This is a genomic window from Acinetobacter sp. MD2 (assembly GCF_035615575.1).
Lineage (GTDB): Bacteria > Pseudomonadota > Gammaproteobacteria > Pseudomonadales > Moraxellaceae > Acinetobacter.
Genome location: NZ_VTDK01000001.1, coordinates 366073 through 386072 on the forward strand (window position 1 = coordinate 366073; position 20000 = coordinate 386072).

At 37.8% G+C, this 20000-nt stretch carries 21 protein-coding genes; 7 read left to right on the top strand and 14 right to left on the bottom strand.

Going from position 1 to position 20000, the window contains the following annotated elements:
* Window positions 1-44: 44 nt before the first annotated feature.
* The 3 genes from FXN70_RS01755 to FXN70_RS01765 all read right to left on the bottom strand — a co-directional run bounded on the left by FXN70_RS01755 (window position 45) and on the right by FXN70_RS01765 (window position 2498).
* Entirely contained in the window at window positions 45-1262 is a 1218-nt protein-coding gene (locus FXN70_RS01755) for an IscS subfamily cysteine desulfurase (protein ID WP_324645693.1), read from the bottom strand.
* Window position 1263: 1 nt separating this feature from the next.
* Complete coding sequence (locus FXN70_RS01760; RefSeq protein WP_324645694.1) at window positions 1264-1737, bottom strand: Rrf2 family transcriptional regulator; 474 nt, start codon at window positions 1735-1737, stop codon at window positions 1264-1266.
* Between the two features lie 113 nt (window positions 1738-1850).
* Window positions 1851-2498, bottom strand: a complete 648-nt coding sequence (locus tag FXN70_RS01765) for a hypothetical protein (protein ID WP_324645695.1) — start codon at window positions 2496-2498, stop codon at window positions 1851-1853.
* A 440-nt stretch (window positions 2499-2938) separates the two neighbouring features.
* On the opposite strand from FXN70_RS01765, the gene FXN70_RS01770 reads away from it, so the two are divergent.
* From FXN70_RS01770 to FXN70_RS01780, 3 genes are all read left to right on the top strand, one after another.
* On the top strand, window positions 2939-3211 hold the full coding sequence (locus FXN70_RS01770; RefSeq protein WP_324645696.1) for an HU family DNA-binding protein: 273 nt from the start codon (window positions 2939-2941) through the stop codon (window positions 3209-3211).
* Between the two features lie 128 nt (window positions 3212-3339).
* Window positions 3340-5208 carry a SurA N-terminal domain-containing protein gene (locus tag FXN70_RS01775; RefSeq protein WP_324645697.1) on the top strand — a complete coding sequence of 623 codons (1869 nt, stop codon included), beginning with the start codon at window positions 3340-3342 and terminating at the stop codon, window positions 5206-5208.
* A gap of 406 nt (window positions 5209-5614) precedes the next feature.
* A complete protein-coding gene (locus tag FXN70_RS01780) occupies window positions 5615-6652 on the top strand; it encodes a 3-deoxy-7-phosphoheptulonate synthase (RefSeq protein ID WP_324645698.1) in 1038 nt (345 codons plus the stop codon).
* 55 nt (window positions 6653-6707) lie between these two features.
* Here FXN70_RS01780 and gcvH read toward each other — a convergent pair whose 3' ends face one another.
* The 5 genes from gcvH to FXN70_RS01805 all read right to left on the bottom strand — a co-directional run bounded on the left by gcvH (window position 6708) and on the right by FXN70_RS01805 (window position 10372).
* A complete protein-coding gene (gene gcvH / locus FXN70_RS01785; RefSeq protein ID WP_324645699.1) occupies window positions 6708-7082 on the bottom strand; it encodes a glycine cleavage system protein GcvH in 375 nt (124 codons plus the stop codon).
* A gap of 245 nt (window positions 7083-7327) precedes the next feature.
* Window positions 7328-7864, bottom strand: coding sequence for a DUF2058 domain-containing protein (locus FXN70_RS01790; protein ID WP_324645700.1), 537 nt, complete (start codon window positions 7862-7864; stop codon window positions 7328-7330).
* Between the two features lie 13 nt (window positions 7865-7877).
* Window positions 7878-8552, bottom strand: coding sequence for a YoaK family protein (locus FXN70_RS01795; protein WP_324645701.1), 675 nt, complete (start codon window positions 8550-8552; stop codon window positions 7878-7880).
* A gap of 34 nt (window positions 8553-8586) precedes the next feature.
* On the bottom strand, window positions 8587-9789 hold the full coding sequence (gene sstT, locus FXN70_RS01800; protein ID WP_324645702.1) for a serine/threonine transporter SstT: 1203 nt from the start codon (window positions 9787-9789) through the stop codon (window positions 8587-8589).
* Window positions 9790-10063: 274 nt separating this feature from the next.
* Complete coding sequence (locus tag FXN70_RS01805) at window positions 10064-10372, bottom strand: metalloregulator ArsR/SmtB family transcription factor (protein ID WP_324645703.1); 309 nt, start codon at window positions 10370-10372, stop codon at window positions 10064-10066.
* 327 nt (window positions 10373-10699) lie between these two features.
* Between FXN70_RS01805 and FXN70_RS01810 the strand changes: the two genes are divergently transcribed.
* Complete coding sequence (locus tag FXN70_RS01810; protein WP_324645704.1) at window positions 10700-11329, top strand: superoxide dismutase; 630 nt, start codon at window positions 10700-10702, stop codon at window positions 11327-11329.
* A 39-nt stretch (window positions 11330-11368) separates the two neighbouring features.
* Here FXN70_RS01810 and FXN70_RS01815 read toward each other — a convergent pair whose 3' ends face one another.
* Window positions 11369-12280 carry a LysR family transcriptional regulator gene (locus FXN70_RS01815; RefSeq protein ID WP_324645705.1) on the bottom strand — a complete coding sequence of 304 codons (912 nt, stop codon included), beginning with the start codon at window positions 12278-12280 and terminating at the stop codon, window positions 11369-11371.
* A 112-nt stretch (window positions 12281-12392) separates the two neighbouring features.
* Here FXN70_RS01815 and FXN70_RS01820 point away from each other — a divergent pair, with 112 nt between their 5' ends.
* Both FXN70_RS01820 and FXN70_RS01825 read left to right on the top strand, forming a co-directional pair.
* Window positions 12393-12818 carry a CidA/LrgA family protein gene (locus FXN70_RS01820; protein ID WP_324645706.1) on the top strand — a complete coding sequence of 142 codons (426 nt, stop codon included), beginning with the start codon at window positions 12393-12395 and terminating at the stop codon, window positions 12816-12818.
* Between the two features lie 18 nt (window positions 12819-12836).
* Window positions 12837-13526, top strand: a complete 690-nt coding sequence (locus FXN70_RS01825; RefSeq protein WP_324645707.1) for an LrgB family protein — start codon at window positions 12837-12839, stop codon at window positions 13524-13526.
* Between the two features lie 67 nt (window positions 13527-13593).
* On the opposite strand, the gene FXN70_RS01830 is transcribed toward FXN70_RS01825, so the two are convergent.
* The gene (locus tag FXN70_RS01830; protein WP_324645708.1) at window positions 13594-14457 is read right to left on the bottom strand and encodes an ABC transporter substrate-binding protein; all 864 of its coding nucleotides are present in this window, start codon (window positions 14455-14457) and stop codon (window positions 13594-13596) included.
* A 168-nt stretch (window positions 14458-14625) separates the two neighbouring features.
* Here FXN70_RS01830 and FXN70_RS01835 point away from each other — a divergent pair, with 168 nt between their 5' ends.
* Complete coding sequence (locus tag FXN70_RS01835) at window positions 14626-15348, top strand: class II aldolase and adducin N-terminal domain-containing protein (RefSeq protein WP_324645709.1); 723 nt, start codon at window positions 14626-14628, stop codon at window positions 15346-15348.
* A 151-nt stretch (window positions 15349-15499) separates the two neighbouring features.
* On the opposite strand, the gene FXN70_RS01840 is transcribed toward FXN70_RS01835, so the two are convergent.
* The 4 genes from FXN70_RS01840 to FXN70_RS01855 form a co-directional block, all read right to left on the bottom strand.
* Window positions 15500-17008, bottom strand: a complete 1509-nt coding sequence (locus FXN70_RS01840) for an amino acid ABC transporter permease/ATP-binding protein (RefSeq protein ID WP_324645710.1) — start codon at window positions 17006-17008, stop codon at window positions 15500-15502.
* A 173-nt stretch (window positions 17009-17181) separates the two neighbouring features.
* Window positions 17182-18318 (bottom strand): acetylornithine deacetylase, encoded by a 1137-nt coding sequence (gene argE, locus FXN70_RS01845; RefSeq protein ID WP_324645711.1) that lies wholly within the window; start codon window positions 18316-18318, stop codon window positions 17182-17184.
* Window positions 18311-19288, bottom strand: coding sequence for a LysR family transcriptional regulator (locus FXN70_RS01850; RefSeq protein WP_324645712.1), 978 nt, complete (start codon window positions 19286-19288; stop codon window positions 18311-18313). Before FXN70_RS01850 ends, argE begins: the two co-directional genes overlap by 8 nt.
* Before the next feature lie 31 nt (window positions 19289-19319).
* A complete protein-coding gene (locus FXN70_RS01855; RefSeq protein ID WP_324645713.1) occupies window positions 19320-19994 on the bottom strand; it encodes a DUF1028 domain-containing protein in 675 nt (224 codons plus the stop codon).
* Window positions 19995-20000: the final 6 nt, after the last annotated feature.

Here is a 20000-nt window from a genome sequence, read left to right on the forward strand (position 1 = left end):
TGAGTATCAATATTTATATGCGGGTGAAAACATTAATCTCAAGATTAATGTTCAGCCCATTCAACTGTTGAAAGATCAATCCCTTCTTTATACATATCCCAAAGTGGAGAAAGTTCACGAAGTTTTTCTACAGCAGCTTTTGTTACGCCAATGACATGATCAATTTCTGCTTCGGTGGTGTATTTACCAAAACTAAAACGGATTGAACTGTGCGCCAATTCGTCTGAAAGACCTAATGCACGTAATACATAAGAAGGTTCAAGTGTTGCAGATGTACAAGCAGAACCACTTGAAACAGCGATATCTTTTAATGACATCATTAAAGATTCGCCTTCAACAAAGTTAAAGCTTACGTTTAAGTAGTTGGCTACGTTATATTCAGGATGACCATTTAAGAAGACTTGTTCTAAGTCTTGTAGGCCATTCCATAATCTGTCGCGTAGTACACGTAAACGCGCTTGTTCTTCTGCTAAGCTTTTGCCTGCAAGTTCAAATGCTTCACCCATACCTACAATTTGATGGGTTGCAAGCGTACCTGAACGCATACCACGTTCATGACCACCACCATGCATTTGTGCTTTTAAGCGTACACGTGGGCTACGGCGTACAAATAGTGCACCAATGCCTTTAGGGCCATAAACTTTGTGACCTGAAAAACTCATTAAGTCGACTTTAATTTGACTTAAATCAATTTCTACTTTACCTGCAGCTTGTGCGGCATCAACATGAAAAAACGTTTTGTTGGCACGTGTTAACTCGCCAATTGCGGCAACGTCAGTGACGGTACCAATTTCGTTGTTCACCATCATCAGTGAAACTAAAATAGTGTCAGGGCGTAATGCAGCTGCAACCATTTCAGGAGTAATTAAACCTGTTTGTGGTTGTGGCTCTAAATAAGTAATTTCGAAGCCTTCTTCTTCAAGCTCACGGCATGTATCTAAAACTGCCTTATGCTCAATTTTACTGGTAATAATGTGCTTACCTTTTGAACCGTAAAATTGTGCAATCCCTTTTAGCGCCAAGTTGTCAGATTCAGTTGCACCCGAAGTCCAAACAATTTCACGTGGGTCGGCTTTAACAAGGTTCGCAACTTGCTCTCGTGCATATTCAGCTTTTTCTTCTGCTTGCCAACCGTAAGCATGAGAACGTGAAGCAGGGTTACCAAAAGTACCCTCGAAAGTTAAACATTCCATCATGCGTTCAGCGACTTGTGGGTGAACAGGCGTCGTTGCTGCATAGTCAAGATAAATAGGGCGTGTCATGTTAAATACCTGTAACCGATAAAAGTTCTGAATCAAAATGAGCTGAATTTTGGCGTAGTGCAACGGTTTGAACATTGTCACGGACGAGTAGGTCAGCCAGTGAGATTTTGGCAAGGTAATCGGCGATATGGTTAGATAGGTTGTGCCATAAATCGTGAGTTAAACACATTGCACCATTTTGGCAGTTGCCTTGATGATCACAACGTGTTGCATCCACAGTTTCGTTTACAGCTTCAATAATTTCTAAAACGGTAATTTCTTCAGCGCGCTTCGCCAAATGGTAACCACCATTTGCGCCACGAACGCTAGAAACTAAGCCATGACGTTTAAGCTTTGCGAATAATTGCTCTAGATAAGCAACAGAGATCGTTTGACGCGTTGCAATTTCAGCGAGTGTAATCGTTTGATCGACAGGCTGTAATGCAAGATCAAGAAGAGCAGTCACCGCGTAGCGACCGCGAGTGGTTAAGCGCATGATTCGATACACATGTTTAGATGAGATATTTAAATTTTATGAATCCTGACTAAATTAGTCAAGTTTTTTTCATTTAAAAGTAAAATGGGATTTTTTTAAACAAATAAAGGACACTAGTGTGTCATTAAAGTATAACCTAAAATCACTGAAAGTACGATAATAATACTCATCAAGAAAAAGGTTAACTGCCGCTGTGAACTGCGTAGATGACGTATTCGATTCTTATATTGTTTAACTTCAATTTGTAGCGAATTAATTTTAGAGCGTTGAAACTCAATTTTTTCAAGTAAAGGATGAATACGATTTTTTGAAGCAATAACCTCATCTGAGCTTGGCTTGAAAAGCCATTTTTTCCAGTCAGAAATTAATTTAGGTAATGCAAGCTGGATTAATAAATCTTTAAATTGATCTTTAATTTCAGCATTAGTACCATACATTCGAATTGAACGAACACTTTTGGTGTTTCCTAAAACTAAGATTTGAATAAAACCAAAAAGAGTTGAGCTGATTTCTAAGTCCGGCTTTGTAGTTGGTGCTTGTAAATCAAATAAAATTCCTTTGTGGGTAAAACGCACATAAAAGTCTAAATAAGGCAGATAACAATTCACCTTTACGATCATTTCGTTATCAATCATTTTTTGCGCATGCATTTGCACGACATCATCATGCTTAAAAATAAAACTGTAGAAGGTTTCTAAAGCAATCATGCTGACATTTAATAAAAAATTAGGCTGTTCTTGTGTCTGCTGCGACTTATTCATATTGTTTCGAATTCCTCAAAGCGTATCTTTAAGACTATTAAATTAAATGATAAAGATAACCGTAAGGAGGGGTTTTAGATGAGTTTGATTAAATGTGCAAGTAATATATGTAACTTAAGCGCCATATTTGTAAAAATTAGCCAAATCATTTAGTCAGGTTGTTTTTTTAACTGGCGAATTCATGGCGTTATATGTGACCAGATCTTGAGAACCCATTATATAGCCGTCATTCGCTTAGAAGAAAGTTATACCAGCACAATGTAGAAGTTTTGGGCAATCATCCGATTTTTCCTGTTTTTTGTTCGGATTTACGCTGAATTTTCATAAAAGCATTTATAGAGTATTGCCTTTTGCCCCTAAGCATTGCTATAAAGGCGTTGTACGGTATATTTAAAAGCCTTGGACTTAAACAAACCCAATACTAAGAGGATTTAACCTTCATGAATAAATCAGAATTAATCGACGCGATTGCGACTAAAGGGGGATTGTCTAAAACTGATGCTGCTAAGGCATTGGACGCGACTATTGCTTCAATTACAGAAGCATTAAAAGGCGGTGATACCGTAACTTTAGTTGGTTTTGGTACTTTTAATGTAAAAGAGCGTAGCGCACGTACAGGTCGCAACCCGAAAACTGGTGAAGAACTACAAATTAAAGCAAGCAAAGTTCCAAGCTTTAAAGCAGGAAAAGGCTTGAAAGATTCTGTTGCTTAAGCCAGAGTCTATAGAGCGCGCCTTAAGGCGCGTTTTTTATTGGAATATGCAAAATAATGACTGTGAACGCATTCATTCATTTTGCGATTTCAGTTAAAATCGCACGCAAATAAAATATTGGAATACTTATGGAATCGTTTCGTAAACTGATTAAAGGTTGGTTGGGTATAGCATTGCTTGTGTTATTCCTGACCCCTTTGGCGTTAGTAGGTATTGAAGGATATTTTAGTGGATCGAAGAAAACCGATGTAGCTAAAACAGTCAATGGTCAAGATATCTTAAATAAAGACCTAGATGATTTGGTCAAAGCCTATCAGCAACAGTACCTACAATACGTACAAGGTGATGCATCACTTCTGAATATGGATGTGATTCGCAGTTCAGCCTTAGATACGCTCGTTGCTAAATCATTACTTCTACAACAAGCACAAAAACTAGGTATTCGTTTAAGCGATGCCCAATTTGTACAAATGTTGTCTCAAGTACCAGACTTTCAAGTGAATGGTAAATTTAGTGATGAAGTTTTTGGTAATTATTTACGTAGTAAAGGCATGACGAAAGATCAACTGATTGCAAGTTTACGTCAAGATAATTCACTAAAAATGCTATCAGGAACGATTTCGAGCTATGCAATTGTCAGTTCTACAGACATCGAACAATTGGCCAATATTGAAACTGAACAGCGTGAAATTTATTTAGCAAGCATTAAGCTTGATGAATATAAAAAGAATGTGCAGGTGAGCAACCAAGAGATTGCAACCTATTACAATCAGCATAAAAATAGCTTTAAACAAAATGCTGCTGTTGATGTTGATTATGTAATGCTTTCACCTGAAATGTATACGACAGCCGCTGCTGCACCCACAAATGCAGAGATTCAACAGGCATACCAAAAATATATCGATACATTAAATAAAAGTAATAATAAAATCGTACATCATATTTTGATTACTCACGATTCACGTAGTGATGCTGAAGCCTTAAAATTAGCAAATGACATTGAGGCAAAGATCAAAGCAGGACTGAGCTTTGAAGCAGCAGCTAAACAGTATTCAGAAGACCCAACCTCTAAAGCAAAAGGTGGCTTACTTGAAGGTTATCAAACAGGAACTTTAGGTTCAAAAGAATTTGATGCAGCCGTTGCTACTTTGGCGAATGGTCAAATCTCACAGCCAGTGAAAACAAGCTTTGGTTATCACATTATTGAAGCAAAAGCTGCTGATATTCACGTACCAAGTTTAGATAGCATGAAAGCACAACTGGTTACAGAGCTTGAAAAAGCTAAAAAAGCCAACGCATTTACGGATGCAGTCAATAGTTTGAATGAAACTGTCGTAAGCAGTGATGATTTAAATGTCATTACACAAAGCTTTAAAAGTGCAAAAGTAAATTCAGCCAAAAACTTAACAGCTTTAACCAAAGATCCTGTATTGGGTGATTTAAACGTTAAAGCAAAATTATTTAATGATGATGTTAAGAATGGCGACCGCAATATTTCGAGCAATATTCAGCTTGCAAATGGCAATGTGGTTTGGGTAAAAATTAAAAATTATTACCCAGCAGGCTTACAATCTTTAGCACAAGCAACATCTGCTATTAAAGCGAAAGTGATTGATCAAAAAGCTGAAGCTTTAGCACAGGCTAAAATTGCAGCAACGTTAAATGCTTTTAAAACACAGCCTGCCACACAAGTATTGGCAAATAGTCCAATTAAGTTTGAAAAAGCAGGTACTTTGGCCCGCCAAAACTTAAAAGCCAATATTGCCAATATTGCATTTACCTTACCTACACCAAAAGCAGGCATGTGGTCGGTTGGAACAGCAACTTTACCAAATGAAATGGCGGTGATTGCGGTGGCAAATGTGACGCGTACTGGTTCTAAAGGCATGAATGCTGAACAAGCATTACAACTTAAAAACTGGTATCAACAGTCACGCAATGAGCAAGAAATGGCAGATTATATTGAGTATTTGAAGTCTAAAGCCAAAATTAAGTAACAGCTTAATCTCATTTAATAAAGAGGCGCTTCGGCGCTTTTTTATTCGCAAAATTTTCTTGCTTTAGAAAAAAAAGTAGCGTATTTTGAAAATAGATTTTTTAATTTTGAAATTTATTATGTTACTTGTGCAACCTGTTCTTCAATACGCGTATTTTTGGCAATTTAGATAGTTGCCTAAACGTGTTTGGGCAAAATAGATAGGTTGCCCACAAGTGAAATTTAAACCTGACTGGCAACCCCAGTCAGGTTTTTTTATGTTTTTTTGATGAGGAATACAAAATGTTTAACGATTATTTTTCTTACTTTAGTTCATTTTTTGAGATGTCATTTTATATGCAGCATCAACAGCATAGAACACCTTTACATAGATAAATTAAAGAGGAGCAGTCCTCAGGATGAAGATCATGAACCAATGCCAGCCGATAACACAGCACTTAAGTACGCCACAGCAATTAAAACAAAATCTGCCTTTAGATTTTAATGCAGCCGAGCAAATTTCAACTCAGCGCAGAATTGTTCAAGAGATTTTAACAGGTCAGGATCCACGTTTATTGGTGATTGTTGGCCCTTGCTCAATTCACGATCCAATTGCAGCACTAGAATATGCTGAGAAACTACATACATTACAACAGCATGTACAAGATGATTTATTTATTGTGATGCGTGCTTATATTGAAAAACCAAGAACAACAATTGGCTGGAAAGGTTTCTTGTATGATCCTGATTTAGATGGGCAAGCAAATTTACAAAAAGGTTTAGAACAATCACGTCATTTATATTTGCAGTTAATTAAAATGGGCTTACCTATTGCAAGTGAAATTCTGAACCCGATGGTGACAGGATATTTCGATGATTTATTGGCATGGGGAGCAATAGGTGCACGCACTTCAGAATCGCAAACGCATCGTGAAATTAGCAGTGGTTTGAATTTCCCAATTGGTTTTAAAAATGGTACGGATGGTGCAATACAAATTGCACTTGATGCTATTCTTACTGCACAAAATGCACATCAGTTTTTTGCCATGAGCCAAATAGGCTTACCTTCAATTTTACAAACCCAAGGCAATCCACAGCCTCATTTAATTTTACGTGGTTCTAACACAGGCCCTAATTTTGATGTGCAACATGTTTCTGAAATAAAAAAACATCATCCAGATTGCCCAACAATCATTATTGATTGTAGCCATGGAAATAGCCAAAAAGACCCATTGAAACAACAATCTGTCTTAGACCAAATTATTGCAGAGCGTCATCAAACTGAAATTAAAGGGGTAATGCTCGAAAGTTTTTTAATCGATGGTCAGCAAAAAATTTCTGAAACTATGAACTATGGGCAATCTGTAACAGATGGCTGCTTAGGTTGGGAAAAAACAGAAAAATTATTGCTCAGGGCAGCTCAGCATTTACAACAGCACAAGCATGCAGAATTAATGAATCCATAACATTTAAAACAATGGAGCATTTCATTTAATGCTCCATTGTGACATCTAAAAAGAATTATAGACCAGCTTCATAGTCAGTATTTGACAATAAATTTTCAATATCTTGTAGATTCGTTGGTTTAATTTTATAGAGCCAACCTTTGCCATATGGATCATCATTTACAAAGTCTGGATCGTCTTCTAAATTTGTATTAATTTCAACAATGGTTCCTGCAACAGGAGCATAAATATCTGAAGCTGTTTTTACAGATTCAACCACACCTGTTTGTTCGCCTGCGGCAACTTCACGTCCAATTTCAGGTAACTCGATATATACCAAGTCGCCCAATGCATCTTGTGCATGGTCAGAAATACCCGTGACGATTACATCACCTTCAATTTTTGCCCATTCATGGCTTGCAGCATATTTTAGCTCGCTAGGATGTTGCATATAAAACTCCTTAAACTTCAAAAAATTGTGATTATTGAATGGTTCTAAGCATAAAACAAAATGCCAGAAAAAAACATCGCTTTTAAATGTAAGTCATAGATGATACCTGTGACAGCTTTTACTGCTTGTTTAAAACTTATTTTATCATTTAAATGAAAGTACTTTAAAATTACATTGTAATTACATTTCTATATAAAAATGCCCATATTAATGAGCATTTGAGAGGTTTGAATGAGCTAGAAGAATTACCACATTAAATCATCAGGAATGACATACGCTGCGTATGGGTCTTCTTCATCAGTTGTTTGTTGATTATCTTCAGATTTATTCCACAAAATAAAACCTACCATCTTTTGTTCAATACGTTCGGCAAGTGCATGTGGTAAGTACGCATATTGCTCATTTTCTTTGGCGATGACCAAACTGCCATTGACCAATGCATTATAAATCTGTTGATTTAAATAAACTTTTTTAATTTTATTTTCATCAATAAATTGATACGTGACATCACCTTCAAAATTTTTAATCTTATGCTGACCAATCATTTGAATAATATTGGCTTTTAGCGTTTTTACTTCAAGTACACGCTGTTTTTCAGCATCTAATTGCTGATCTTTACTGAGCTTGTCTAACTGATGTTGCTGAATACTTGCCTTTAAATCAGCACGATCGTCTCGTCCTAAGCGCTGCTCATGTTGTGCCTGTTTAGTCAGTTTTTTGGCTTTTTTATTGTCAACTAAACCCGACTTTAACAATTGAGCCTGTAATGCATTTTTGACCATGGAAACTCCGAAACTAATGATCTGTCACTTGTTGATGAATGTAAAGCATCCAATATACAAGGCTCATACTTAAGCTGAGAATGACAGGAATAAGAAAGGTATGTAGTTTAAGCTGAGGATAGAGAATTGCAACGATGATTCCTCCACATAAAAAACCACACAAAATTAAAACCAATAACCAAATACGGCGCTTTTCAATCTCTAATCCACGCATTAGATAACCCATCATTAAGCCCAAATCGGTAAGTAAGCCTGATAGGTGTGTAGTGCGAATAATGGCACCTTTATAATGACTGACCATTGCATTTTGTATACCCATAGCCACACAGGCCCATAGCAAAGCATAGCGTGGGTAATAAGGAATAATGGCCCAACAGAGCAAAATACATAGTGCAGTCAGAGTGAGTGGAATACCGTAACGGCGTCCCAATTGAAAATGGCTACTTCCTAAGATGTAGCCACTATATAAAGAACCAAGTATAAAACTAAAAATCACACAACAACCGTAAATGACTTGTTGTATTTGACCATTCGCTAGGGCAATGCCAAGTTGACTTACATTACCCGTCATATGTGAAACGGTCTGATGCCAGACACTGAGTAAACCAAGCGTATTGACCATGCCTGCATTACATGCAAGACCGAATGCGCCGAGTTGAACCCATTTAGGTAGTGTTTGAAATGGCATATAAGTCTAACAAACCATGTAGAATGACCTTGTATTACTTATCTTTATACCCTTGATCGACCGCAATAACAAATAGTACATCTGTTGATGAGTTAAGTGCTGTTTCAACTGAATCTTGTAACACGCTGATCACCATACCAATTGCAACTACTTTCATTGCCACTTCAGATGGAATACCAAATAGACCACAAGCCACAGGTACCAGTAACAATGAACCACCTGCAACACCCGAAGCACCACAAGCTGAAATTGTTGCAACAATACATAAAATAAGCATGGTTGAGAAATCAACATGAATACCTAGCGTATTCACCGTTGCTAGAGTAAGCGTGGTAATTGTAACTGCTGCGCCACACATATTGATGGTTGAACCTAAAGGCACAACAACATTGGTGGTCGACTCATCTACACCACAACTACGTGCTAACGCAAGGTTAACAGGAATATTGGCTGCTGAACTTCGTGTGAAGAATGCTGTAATCCCGCTTTCCTTTAAACATTTAAATACCAATGGATAAGGATTCGCTTTAATTACTAGCGCAACCATAATTGGATTAATCACTAAGCCAACAAAGAACATTGTGCCAAGTAATACCGCCAATAAATGCGTATAGCTTCTTAGCGTTTCTAAACCAGAAGACGCAAATGTTACGGTCACTAAACCAAAAATCCCGATTGGTGCAAATGCAATTACGAGTTTAATAACGCGACCAATCGCCTCTGCAGTATCGTGTAAGAAAACTTTGGTGGTCGCTGAACTATGGCGAAATGCAAAACCTAACACCAATGACCAAGCAAGAATACCAATAAAGTTTGCTTCAGAAAGTGCAACAACAGGATTAGATACGAAACTTAATACCAGATTTTTTAAGATAACGCTTAAACTACTTGGTGGTTGTACGGACTGTTCTGCGGTTAACTGTAGAATAAGTGTGGTCGGGAATAATTTATCTGCAACAACGGCACTGAACGCTGCAAGCAACATTCCAATGGTATACATAATGATAATTGGTTTAAAGTTTTTCGCACTTTGTGTCGTTTGGAAATTTGCAATAGAAGCAATGACCAAAACAAAAACTAAAATGGGAGCAACTGACTTTAAGCCTTTGATGAATAAATCACCAAGCAAGCTAAAATAAGGAGAAATATTGGGAGCGGTAAGCGCAACGATTATTCCTAGAATAATTGCAATGACAATTCTAGAAACTAAACTTAAGCGTTTAAGAGCTGACAGCATAAAGAAGCCTTAAGCCTATACAGGTTTTGAATTCGACAGGAGCAGTATTCTATACAAAAAAATGAGTTGCTTGAATTTAACTTGCACAAAAATAAGTCATTTTTTGCTCAAAAAAGGGGAGTTTTACTAAAAAAATGCGTTTTTTATAAAAATAAAGCGAGGATAAATAAGAATAATCTTTATAAGTAAAACAAATAAGAAGGTAATATCTTCTATTTCTAAATCAAGAAATTTAGAAATAGAAGATATTTGCTACGAGTTAATATTTTATGATTTAAACAACATGATGAAATTGATAGATATTGTTGAGTATTTGAATAAAGCGTTCATCTTTAATGGAATAAAAAATTTGTTTGCCAGCACGGCGTGTTTTGACCACATCATTTTTACGCAAAATCATGAGTTGCTGTGAAAGCGTTGGTTGTTGAATCGAACTTCTAGTTTCAATTTCTGAAACATTCAATTCATCTTTAAGCAAAAGCGTTAAAATTAATAAGCGATCTTTATTGGCTAAAGATTTTAATATACTCACGATATCGTCTGATAACTCACGAATAACTTCGACTTTAAGTTCTTCTGTCATGAGGGGATTCCTATTTATTACAACTAATTTAATCTATTAATAAATATACAAAAAATATGTGTATAAAAAATGGATTTTTCTGCATCAAAAGAAATTCATGCTCAAAATGACTGAGAAGATGAATATAAGTGGCTGTTTAATAAGAGCATAAATAAAACATTATTTAAATTTATATATTATAGTAGGTTATTGTATTTTTTATTTCATGAGTTTTGGGAAGTGAAAGCGAAATGATAGGGCTTGTCTAAAATTAAAAGCACTTGCATAAAAAAATTAATCGTGATTAAAATGCAAATGATTATTATTAACATAAATAATGGAGAATCCATGTCTTATCAACTGCCTGAACTTGCCTATGCATACGATGCACTAGAGCCGAATATTGATGCAAAAACCATGGAAATTCACTATACCAAGCATCATCAAACATATATTCAAAATATTAACGCAGCAATTGAAAATACGTCTTGGGCTTTGTTATCGGTTGAGGAATTATTAAGCCGTGTTAATGAGGTTCCTGAAAATTTAAAAAGTGCAGTCATGAATCATGCTGGTGGGCATGCCAATCACAGTTTATTTTGGAGTGTAATGAGTCCACAAGGCGGTGGTGCGCCTTTGGATGAATTAGCCAAAGCGATTGATCAACAACTCGGTGGCTTTGACGCCTTTAAACAAGCCTTTACCAAAGCAGCATTAAGCCGTTTTGGCAGTGGTTGGGCATGGTTGTCAGTCACGCCAGATCAGCAATTGGTCGTTGAAAGTAGTGCCAACCAAGATTCGCCTCTCACATGGGGCAATATTCCTATTTTAGGACTAGACGTCTGGGAACATGCTTATTATTTGCAATATCAAAACCGTCGACCTGAATATATTGCAGCATTTTATAATGTTATTGATTGGCCTGAAGTTTCACGGCGTTATCAAGCGGCTTTGGCGGCACGCGAACAGATTAAATAATAAAAAGAAGCCATAGTCAGCGTATGGAAAACAGGATAATTAATTATCTAGTTTTCCATCTTTAAAATGTTGCCGAATAATATTTAACCATGCTTGCACAGCAGGAGATTTTAGACTATTTTTTTTCCATGCCATCACTAAATGCCATGGAATATTGGGGTTTTCTAGTGGAATTGCAGCAAATAATTTGGGGTCAAGCATATTGGTATAATAGCTTGGGAGTAACGCAATGCCCATTCGCTGTTGCACCATGTCTGCCAACAAGCTCCATTGACTACTTCTGCAAATAATATTTGGCTTAAAACCGTGTTGATAGCAAGCATCTAAAATAATTTGATTTAACGAGAAGTTTTCAGGAAACATTAAAAAAGATTGATGTCTGAGTTCTTCCATATTTAGCACACGGCGTGTTGCCCATGCCGAACTTTGTGGTAAAACGACCCTTAATGGAAAGTTCACCAGTTCAACACAATCAAAAATTTCGCGATCAAATGGATCTAAAATCACACCGACATCTAACTGGTTGTCTATGAGGGCTTGTTCAATCGATTTTGATCCGACTTCTAAAAAAGAAAGCTCAATCTCAGGCCATTGCTGATGATAATCAAATAAAGCTGTTGTCAATAATTGCCCGCCTAAAGGTGGAACACCCAATTTAAGTTTTCCTGTTTTAAGCTGTTGGTAGTCTTTAATTTCTTCGAAAATATTTTGTTCGGCTTTTAGAAGTTCAACTGCATGTAGATAAACCTTTTCCCCAATTTCAGTCAGTTCAATTTGTCGTTTACGCCCATCTTTCGGCTTGAGCAACAATGGCACAGCGAGATCATCTTCAAGTTGCTGTAACATTTTACTAATGGTTGGTTGGGTTAAATTTAAAGCTTCGGCTGTACGAGTAAAGCTTTTACTTTGTACCACGTGCACAAAACACTGTAATGATTTTAATGACAGCATAATTTGATTTCAGATTATTCAATTTTGGAATAATTTTAACATGAACAATTCATATTGAAACAACTGAAACCAAGCTATTTTAGTTCTATCGTTTCCTTCTAACGAAATCACAATGAATATACAGCCAGAACCTCAATCTATTGCACTCAAAGCTTTTGAACTATTCAAGCAACTACTCATTTTAGGATGCTTTTGGGCCGCAGGTGAGGCATTAAACCAAATATTCCATATTCCTATTTCTGCGGGAATTTTAGGAATGTTTTTACTTTTAATCTGCTTATTTTTGAAGGTCATGAATATCGAACAAGTGGCAATCGGCGCATATGCCGTTTTAGGTGAATTATTATTGTTCTTCTTACCTGTTGTTGTGGCAGTGGTGCAATATAAAACTTTATTTTTAACCGAAGGTTGGCAAATTGTACTGTGCATTGTGATTGGCACAATGAGTGTAATGCTAAGCAGCTGCCTCACCATTTATTATTATCATACGATTCAGCGATATTGGCGGTTGCGTAAGCGCATACAGCATTTGTCTTAATATTTAGGAGCAATAGTAATGAATATTTGGGCAATTACTTGTTTGGTCTGGACATTATTGGCTTATGTTGTTGCCAAGAAAGTTTATGGTAAATATCCTAAAGTGGGTTTATCGCCTGCAATTACGGTACCCATTTTAACGCTGATTTTGATGGCGATATTTGGCATTTCATATCAAACCTATCAACAAGATACCACATGGTTAGTGCATTTAATTGGCCCTGCAACTGTCGCATTTGCAGTGCCTATTTATCGGTATAGAGCCACAATTCGTCAAAATATAGGCGTGCTGAGTTTAGCAATTTTAGTGAGCATGAGTGTTGGCGTGATTGGCGCTTATGAAATGTCTGAACTGTTTCATTTTAGCCCAGAAGTACGAAATAGTTTGATGGCCCGTTCAATTTCAACTCCTTTTGCGATGGAACTTGCTGATCATATTCAAGGTTCAAGCGCATTAGTGTCTTTATTTACGGTCATTACGGGTTTGGTTGGTATGATGTGTGGTGATTTTATTTTGGCAATCACTAAAATTCGTTCAAATATTGCAAATGGTGCAGCATTTGGCAGTAGTGCACACGGTTTTGGAACCATTCGCGCACAACAGCGCAATGAACAAGAAGGTGTAATTGCCAGTTTAACAATGGTGATGGCAGGTATTTTAATGGTGATTGCAGGCCCGAGCCTAATCCACTTATGGTTAATGTTATAAATCATTCAGCAGAATAAAAATCTTGGATAAAATGGATTCTATCCAAGATTTTTGATTTTAAGTGTAGTTAAGATTTAGATTGTGCCATCAACGCTTTAATTTCATCATCTGTTGGTGCTTGTAAGTCATATTTTTTAATTAAAGCCGCATATTCACCTGATTTTTTCAGTTTTTCTAAACCGTCACTAACGCGTTTAAAGGTTTCTGTATCGCCTTTACGCACTGCAATTCCACCCAAAAATGGAAAGAAGGGTTCTGTCGACGTCAATTCAACTTTGCCATTTAATTTTTTCACAGTATTACGTGCCACACTGCTGTCATCATATTGAGCATCTGCTGCTTTGGCCAAGACCGCTTGAATAGCTTGTGGTGAGGTATCAAATTCACGTACCGTAATGGCAGCTTTGCCTTTAGCCACACAGCTTTCTTTAGAGATTTGATTGAGTTGGTCAGGGTAGAGTGAACCTTTTTGGGTGGCGATGGTTTTGCCACATAAATCGTCACGAACTTTTGGTTTATAGCTTGAACTGCTTAAGACCAAAACGGCTTCGGTCGATTTAAAATATGGAATCATGTCTACTTTCTTTAATCGCTCAGGGGTAATATACATGCCTGAAATAACTGCATCATATTTTTTACCATCAAGCCCTGGAATCAAATTAGAAAAACGAGTATCAACAAAATTCGCTGTAATGTCCGATTGTTTTAAAATTGCGTGCATTAAGTCAATATCAAAACCAGCAGGTTGATTATTTTCAATATATTCAAAAGGTGGAAAGGTCATGTCTGAGCCAATATTAACCGTGGTTGTGGTTTTATTGGGACTCGACTCGGCACTTGTTTTTTCAGTTTGATTTTTATTACAAGCGGTTAAACTGCCCGCAAGCAACAGTGCAACAAAAGGATAAGCACAGCGTTTAATCATCGACATAACAAGCTCCAAAATAGGATTTTTTAGTATTGATTTATCTCTTGGTTATACTGGAGTTATTTTCAGAAAGTAATTTTGAAATTCCTATGTAGGGTTATTAAAAATCCGATCTAAGCTAAGCCAAAAAATCCATAAAATGAACCAAAGCCAATATGAGAGGAACGCTAGGTGGATGAGCAACAAATACGAATTGATTTAGCCGCATGTTTTCGCTTATTTGCCAAAATGGGGATGCACGAAGCGGTAGCCAATCATTTTAGTGCTGCGGTGTCGGCAGATGGTAAAAAGTTTTTATTGAACCCAAAGTGGAAACATTTTTCACGCATTAAAGCCAGTGACTTACTCTTGGTCGATGCTGATGACGAACATAGCTTTAAACGTGGCGATATTGACCCAACAGCTTGGGCTGTGCATGGACAAATTCATCGTTTACGTCCCGATATTCGTGTGGTACTGCATTTACATCCCATTTTTTGTACGGCAATCGCATGTTTAAATCATCCACAAATTTTGCCAATTGACCAAAATACGGCGCGCTATTTTAATCGAGTTGCCTATGACAGCCAATATGGCGGTATGGCAGATTCAAAAGCCGAAGGACAGCGTTTAGCACAGATTTTACAAGACAAAAAACGTTTAATGATGGGCAATCACGGCGTTTTAATTGGCTCGCACAGCATTGGGGTTGCTTTTGATGATATGTACACCATTGAACGTGCCTGTCAAATTCTTAGCACAGCGTATTCAACAGGGCAATCGTTAAAATTGTTGGCAGACGATGTCGCAGAAAAAACCGCGCAAGATTGGGAAAAGATTGAAGATTTTAGCGAAGCACATTTTGCTGAAATGAAATTATTGCTGGCAGAAGAAGACCCAAGTTTTATGGATTAATTGGTTTTGTTCCCTTAACAGAAAACATTCATGAAATTCACGGTATCTTTAGCACAACCATCTGTCTAGTTTTTATCGTATTGCAATTTTATAAATGTATGTTTAAAAGCAGGGCAATTCAGCCCTGTTTCACAATTTATCTACAACTGTATTACTTTTGAATAAACTGATGTAAACGAGGGTAATCGCCTTGTAATAAGACTTCAGGCGTATCATCAGCAACGACAATGCCATTTTCCATAAACATAACTCGGTCAGACACTTTAAACGCAAAGTTCATTTCATGAGTCACAATAATCATGGTTAAGCCTTCTTGTGCCAATTCTTCAATTACTTTTAAGACTTCATTGACTAATTCTGGGTCGAGTGCTGAGGTTGGTTCATCAAATAAAATAACCGCAGGTTGCATTGCAAGCGCACGTGCAATTGCGACGCGTTGTTGTTGCCCACCCGAAAGTTGATGCGGATATTTCTTGGCATGTTGTTTCATGCCGACTTTTTCAAGCATGGCAAGTGCAGTGACTTTATTGGCCATTTTTGTGTCAAGTCGATGATATTGTGGTGCTAACATCACATTTTCTAAAATCGTCTTATGCGGAAATAAGTTAAAACTTTGGAACACCATGCCGACATGCACAATTTGGTCTTTATAGGCTTGAGATGCGGTGGTGAGCTGTTGGTCTTGTAAAAATGGCTGTCCAAGCACATTAACGATGCCTTGATTTAGGCTTTCTAAACCATTTAAAGTGCGAATAAAGGTGGTTTTACCTGAACCAGATGGGCCAATAATGGAAATCACTTCGCCCCATTTTACATTTAAATGAATGCCTTTTAACACTTCATGTTCGGCATAAGACTTATGAATATTGATGGCTTGTAAAGCATATTTACCTTGTTGATCGGCTAAAATCTCTTTACGTTTAGAAATGGCAGGCACTGGAATATTCGCCAATAATGGATCATTGTCAGTGAATAAACCCGATTTTTTACGAGTCACATCCATACGTTTTTCTAAAAATTGCATGAGCCAGCCAAATAACGTCACAATCAACACATAGTAAAATGCTACGGCGAGCATGGTTTCCATTACCAAAAAGTTTTGTGTATACAGCCGTTGCCCAACCAGTAAAATTTCAGTCAGTGAAATGACTGATACTAACGATGTGAGTTTAACAATGGTGACGTATTCATTACCCAGTGAAGGTAGAGCAATGCGTAAGGCCTGTGGAATGACAATTAAGCGTTGAATCCCCGCATATTGCATACCCAGTGCTTTACCTGCCTCGATTTGACCTTTAGCCACCGCATTAAGCCCACCCCGATGAATTTCGGCAATATAAGCGGCTTCACTAAGTAACATGGCAACAAAACCTGCAAAAAATGGAGATGCCAAAACCTGACTTGTCGATGGGAAAATTTGCGGGAGGTTATAAATAAAGACCAGTAAAACCAGTAATGGCAAGCTTCTGAAAAACCAAATATAAAGTCCGCTGCTGACAGACAGTGCTTTGTATTGAGATTGTTTTGCCAGTGCCAATACAAAGCCCAAAATAATGGCGAATACCCATACCAAAACACTGAGTTCAACCACAGTCAATGTAGCATGCCAAAAGTCCGGATTACTGAGCAAACTGAGTGCATAATGCCAATCAAAAGTCATAAAAATCCCCAAAAACTCAAAATATCGTCTTAATATTTTTTATAACGGATTTGAATGAAAGATGTAATTTTGAAATCGTGATGTAGCTCTATGGAAAAGCTGAAGCGAAAACATGCAGCTTAAAATCATTTTCCTTCGCCTATAAAAAACGGCGAAGGAAAGACGCAGATGAATTATTGCAAACTGGCTAAGATTTTTTGTAAGAACCTATCGCACTGTAACAGTTGGTCAATCTCAACAAATTCATCGGGCTTATGTGCCACAGTAATAGAGCCAGGGCCACACACAATGACGGGGCAGTCGAGTGTTTGATAAAACAAACCACCTTCGGTACCAAAAGAGATTTTCTGTAACGGCATCGCTTCAGGCAATAAACTTTGCATAAATTTCACTGCTTGTAGCGTTGGTGATGTCAGTAAGCCTGGGTATTGATTAATTTCTTCAATATAAATAAATTTTTGAAACGGTTTTAGTGCAGCATGCTGTTGAATCGTCTGTTGAATGTGCTCGCTTGTATCTTGGGCAATATTTCGAATTTCATAATCAACCACACAATGATTCGGCACAATGTTCAGCGCCTTACCTCCTGAAATTTTGCCAACATGCACTGTTGTATAAGGCACATCATAGTCAAGATCTTGTTCGCCTGTTTGGGCAAGCTGTTGCTGCGTCTCAACTAAAGATTGCACCAAAGCGGTTGCAACATGAATGGCATTGGTAAATTGTGGCGCAAGTGCAGAATGTCCTTCTTGACCCGTACAGATTGCTTGAAATACCGCTTTACCTTTATGCCCCGTGGCAATTTGCATTAAGGTTGGTTCACCAATCACACAGCAAATTGGAGGAATCATATATTCCGATAAATGCTGCAAAATATCACGCACGCCAATACAGCCAATTTCTTCATCATAAGATAAACACAGATGCAGCGGTTTTGTTAACGTTTGCTGACTGGCTTGCAATAAAATATGAATTGCACAGGCAATAAAGCCTTTCATGTCGGCCGTACCACGCCCATAGATCTTGCCATTTTGTTCCAGTGCAATAAATGGATTACTATGCCAATTTTGTCCCTCTACAGGTACAACATCGCTATGTCCCGAAAGTAAAATACCAGCAACATCTTTTGGGCCAACGCTTGCAAACAAACAAGCTTTTTTTTGTTCATGATTGATTTTTAGTTTGACGTCAATACCCTGACTTTCAAGCAATTGCTGTACAAAATGAATCAATGCCAAATTACTTTTGCTTGAGGTGGTATCAAATTGAATCAGTTGTTTGAGTAATTCGACACTGCGTAAATCAGTCATGCGGTGCTTCCTCGGTACGTTTATACGGGTCATAAAAATGAGGTGCTGCCATTCCTGGAATGTATTGATCGGAAATAAACGCGCGGCAACGGCTAATGAAGGCTTGTGTCACAATATTTTGCACGGCATTTTTAGCCGTAGCTAAACCTATTTGCATAGGACGTTGTTCACCCGAAATTCGAACACGTACCAAGCGTTTTCCATCAAGAGAAGTGTTGATTTTGGGACGTACATTTAAAATGCTATAGCCAATATTATTGGCCACCATAGCGCGAATAACCTCCGAATTTTTTGAGGTTTTCACAATTTTAGGGTTCAAATTATTCTTTTTAAATAAAGAGATGAAATAATCATTGCTATATGGCATATCAAGCAGAATCATTGGCTGTTCGGAAAGTTCTTCTAAAGTCACAGCAGGAGCTTGTGCCAAAGGATGCTCTTCACTAAACAGTGCATACGGCGGTAACGATGCAAGTGGTTCAAAATGAATAAAATTGTCATCAATATTTAAATCGTAAGTCAACACCACATCTAAAACATTGCGCTGCAAACCGTTAATTAAAACTTCCTGATCACCCTCGCAGAGTTCTAAGTCTACGCTTTTATATAGATTGCTAAAACCATGAATAATTTCGGCATACAACATCGGTGCAAATGCGGTAAAACAGCCCAATTTTAATGGGCCACGAACCGAACCTGAAAAATTTGCTGCAAGTGCATATAAACTGCCAGCTTGAGCCAAAATCTGCTGACATTCCTTCATGACCTGTTCACCCACATTGGTGAGAATTAACCCTTTGGCATGTTGGCGAATAAACAGTTGCACCTGTAGTTCCGATTCAATATGGGCAATTGCCGCAGAAATGGAAGGTGAAGACACATGAATTTTTTCAGATGCGATAATAATGCTGCCACTTTCTGCTGTGGCAACAAAATATTCCATTTGACGAAGCGAAATACGATTTAACACGGTTTATTATTCCATTGGCTTTTTTATTTCGCTATGGATCACCCGCCACACCATAACTTGGAGAAGATGCAGGATTTAAAGCCCGTAATACATAATCTTCAACTTGTGGGGCATACATTTTCCAAAGCGCGCTTAGGGCTGCAATTGGGTCATCGTCAGACCAATCGACTCGTAAATCTACCACTGGCCAATCGACCTTGTCGACCACAAGCATTCCTGCCGAATGCACAGGGCCAGCTTCACCACCCGCAGCAAGTCCTGCTTGCATAGCAATTAATAGACGTTCTGCCAAAGCACCTTGGCTATATTCAAAAGCCTCACACATTACTTTAGGCACATCAGGATTAGCCAGTAAATTTCCTGCACAAGCGACATCTTGTCCTTGGTAGGACTGATAAATGCCTAAAGTATGTTCACCACTAAAGCATGCCGATTGACCTTGTGCATTGAGTACAAGTAATTGACGATACTCAATAAAATCGGTATTCGCAACCAATTCTTGAATGGCATCTGCTGCGGAAACATCGTATTTGATCAAATCTAGTAAAATATGCGCCAAATTGGGGTCGGTAATATTTTGACTGGCCGCCACACCCACCCCAGCTTTAGCACGAATACACCGTGCCGCAACCGCAGGTGAAGATGAACTGACTGCCGCACCTAGTTGTCCTGTCGCTTTACAGCGCGCAACAATTGAAAAGGTCATGGGGCA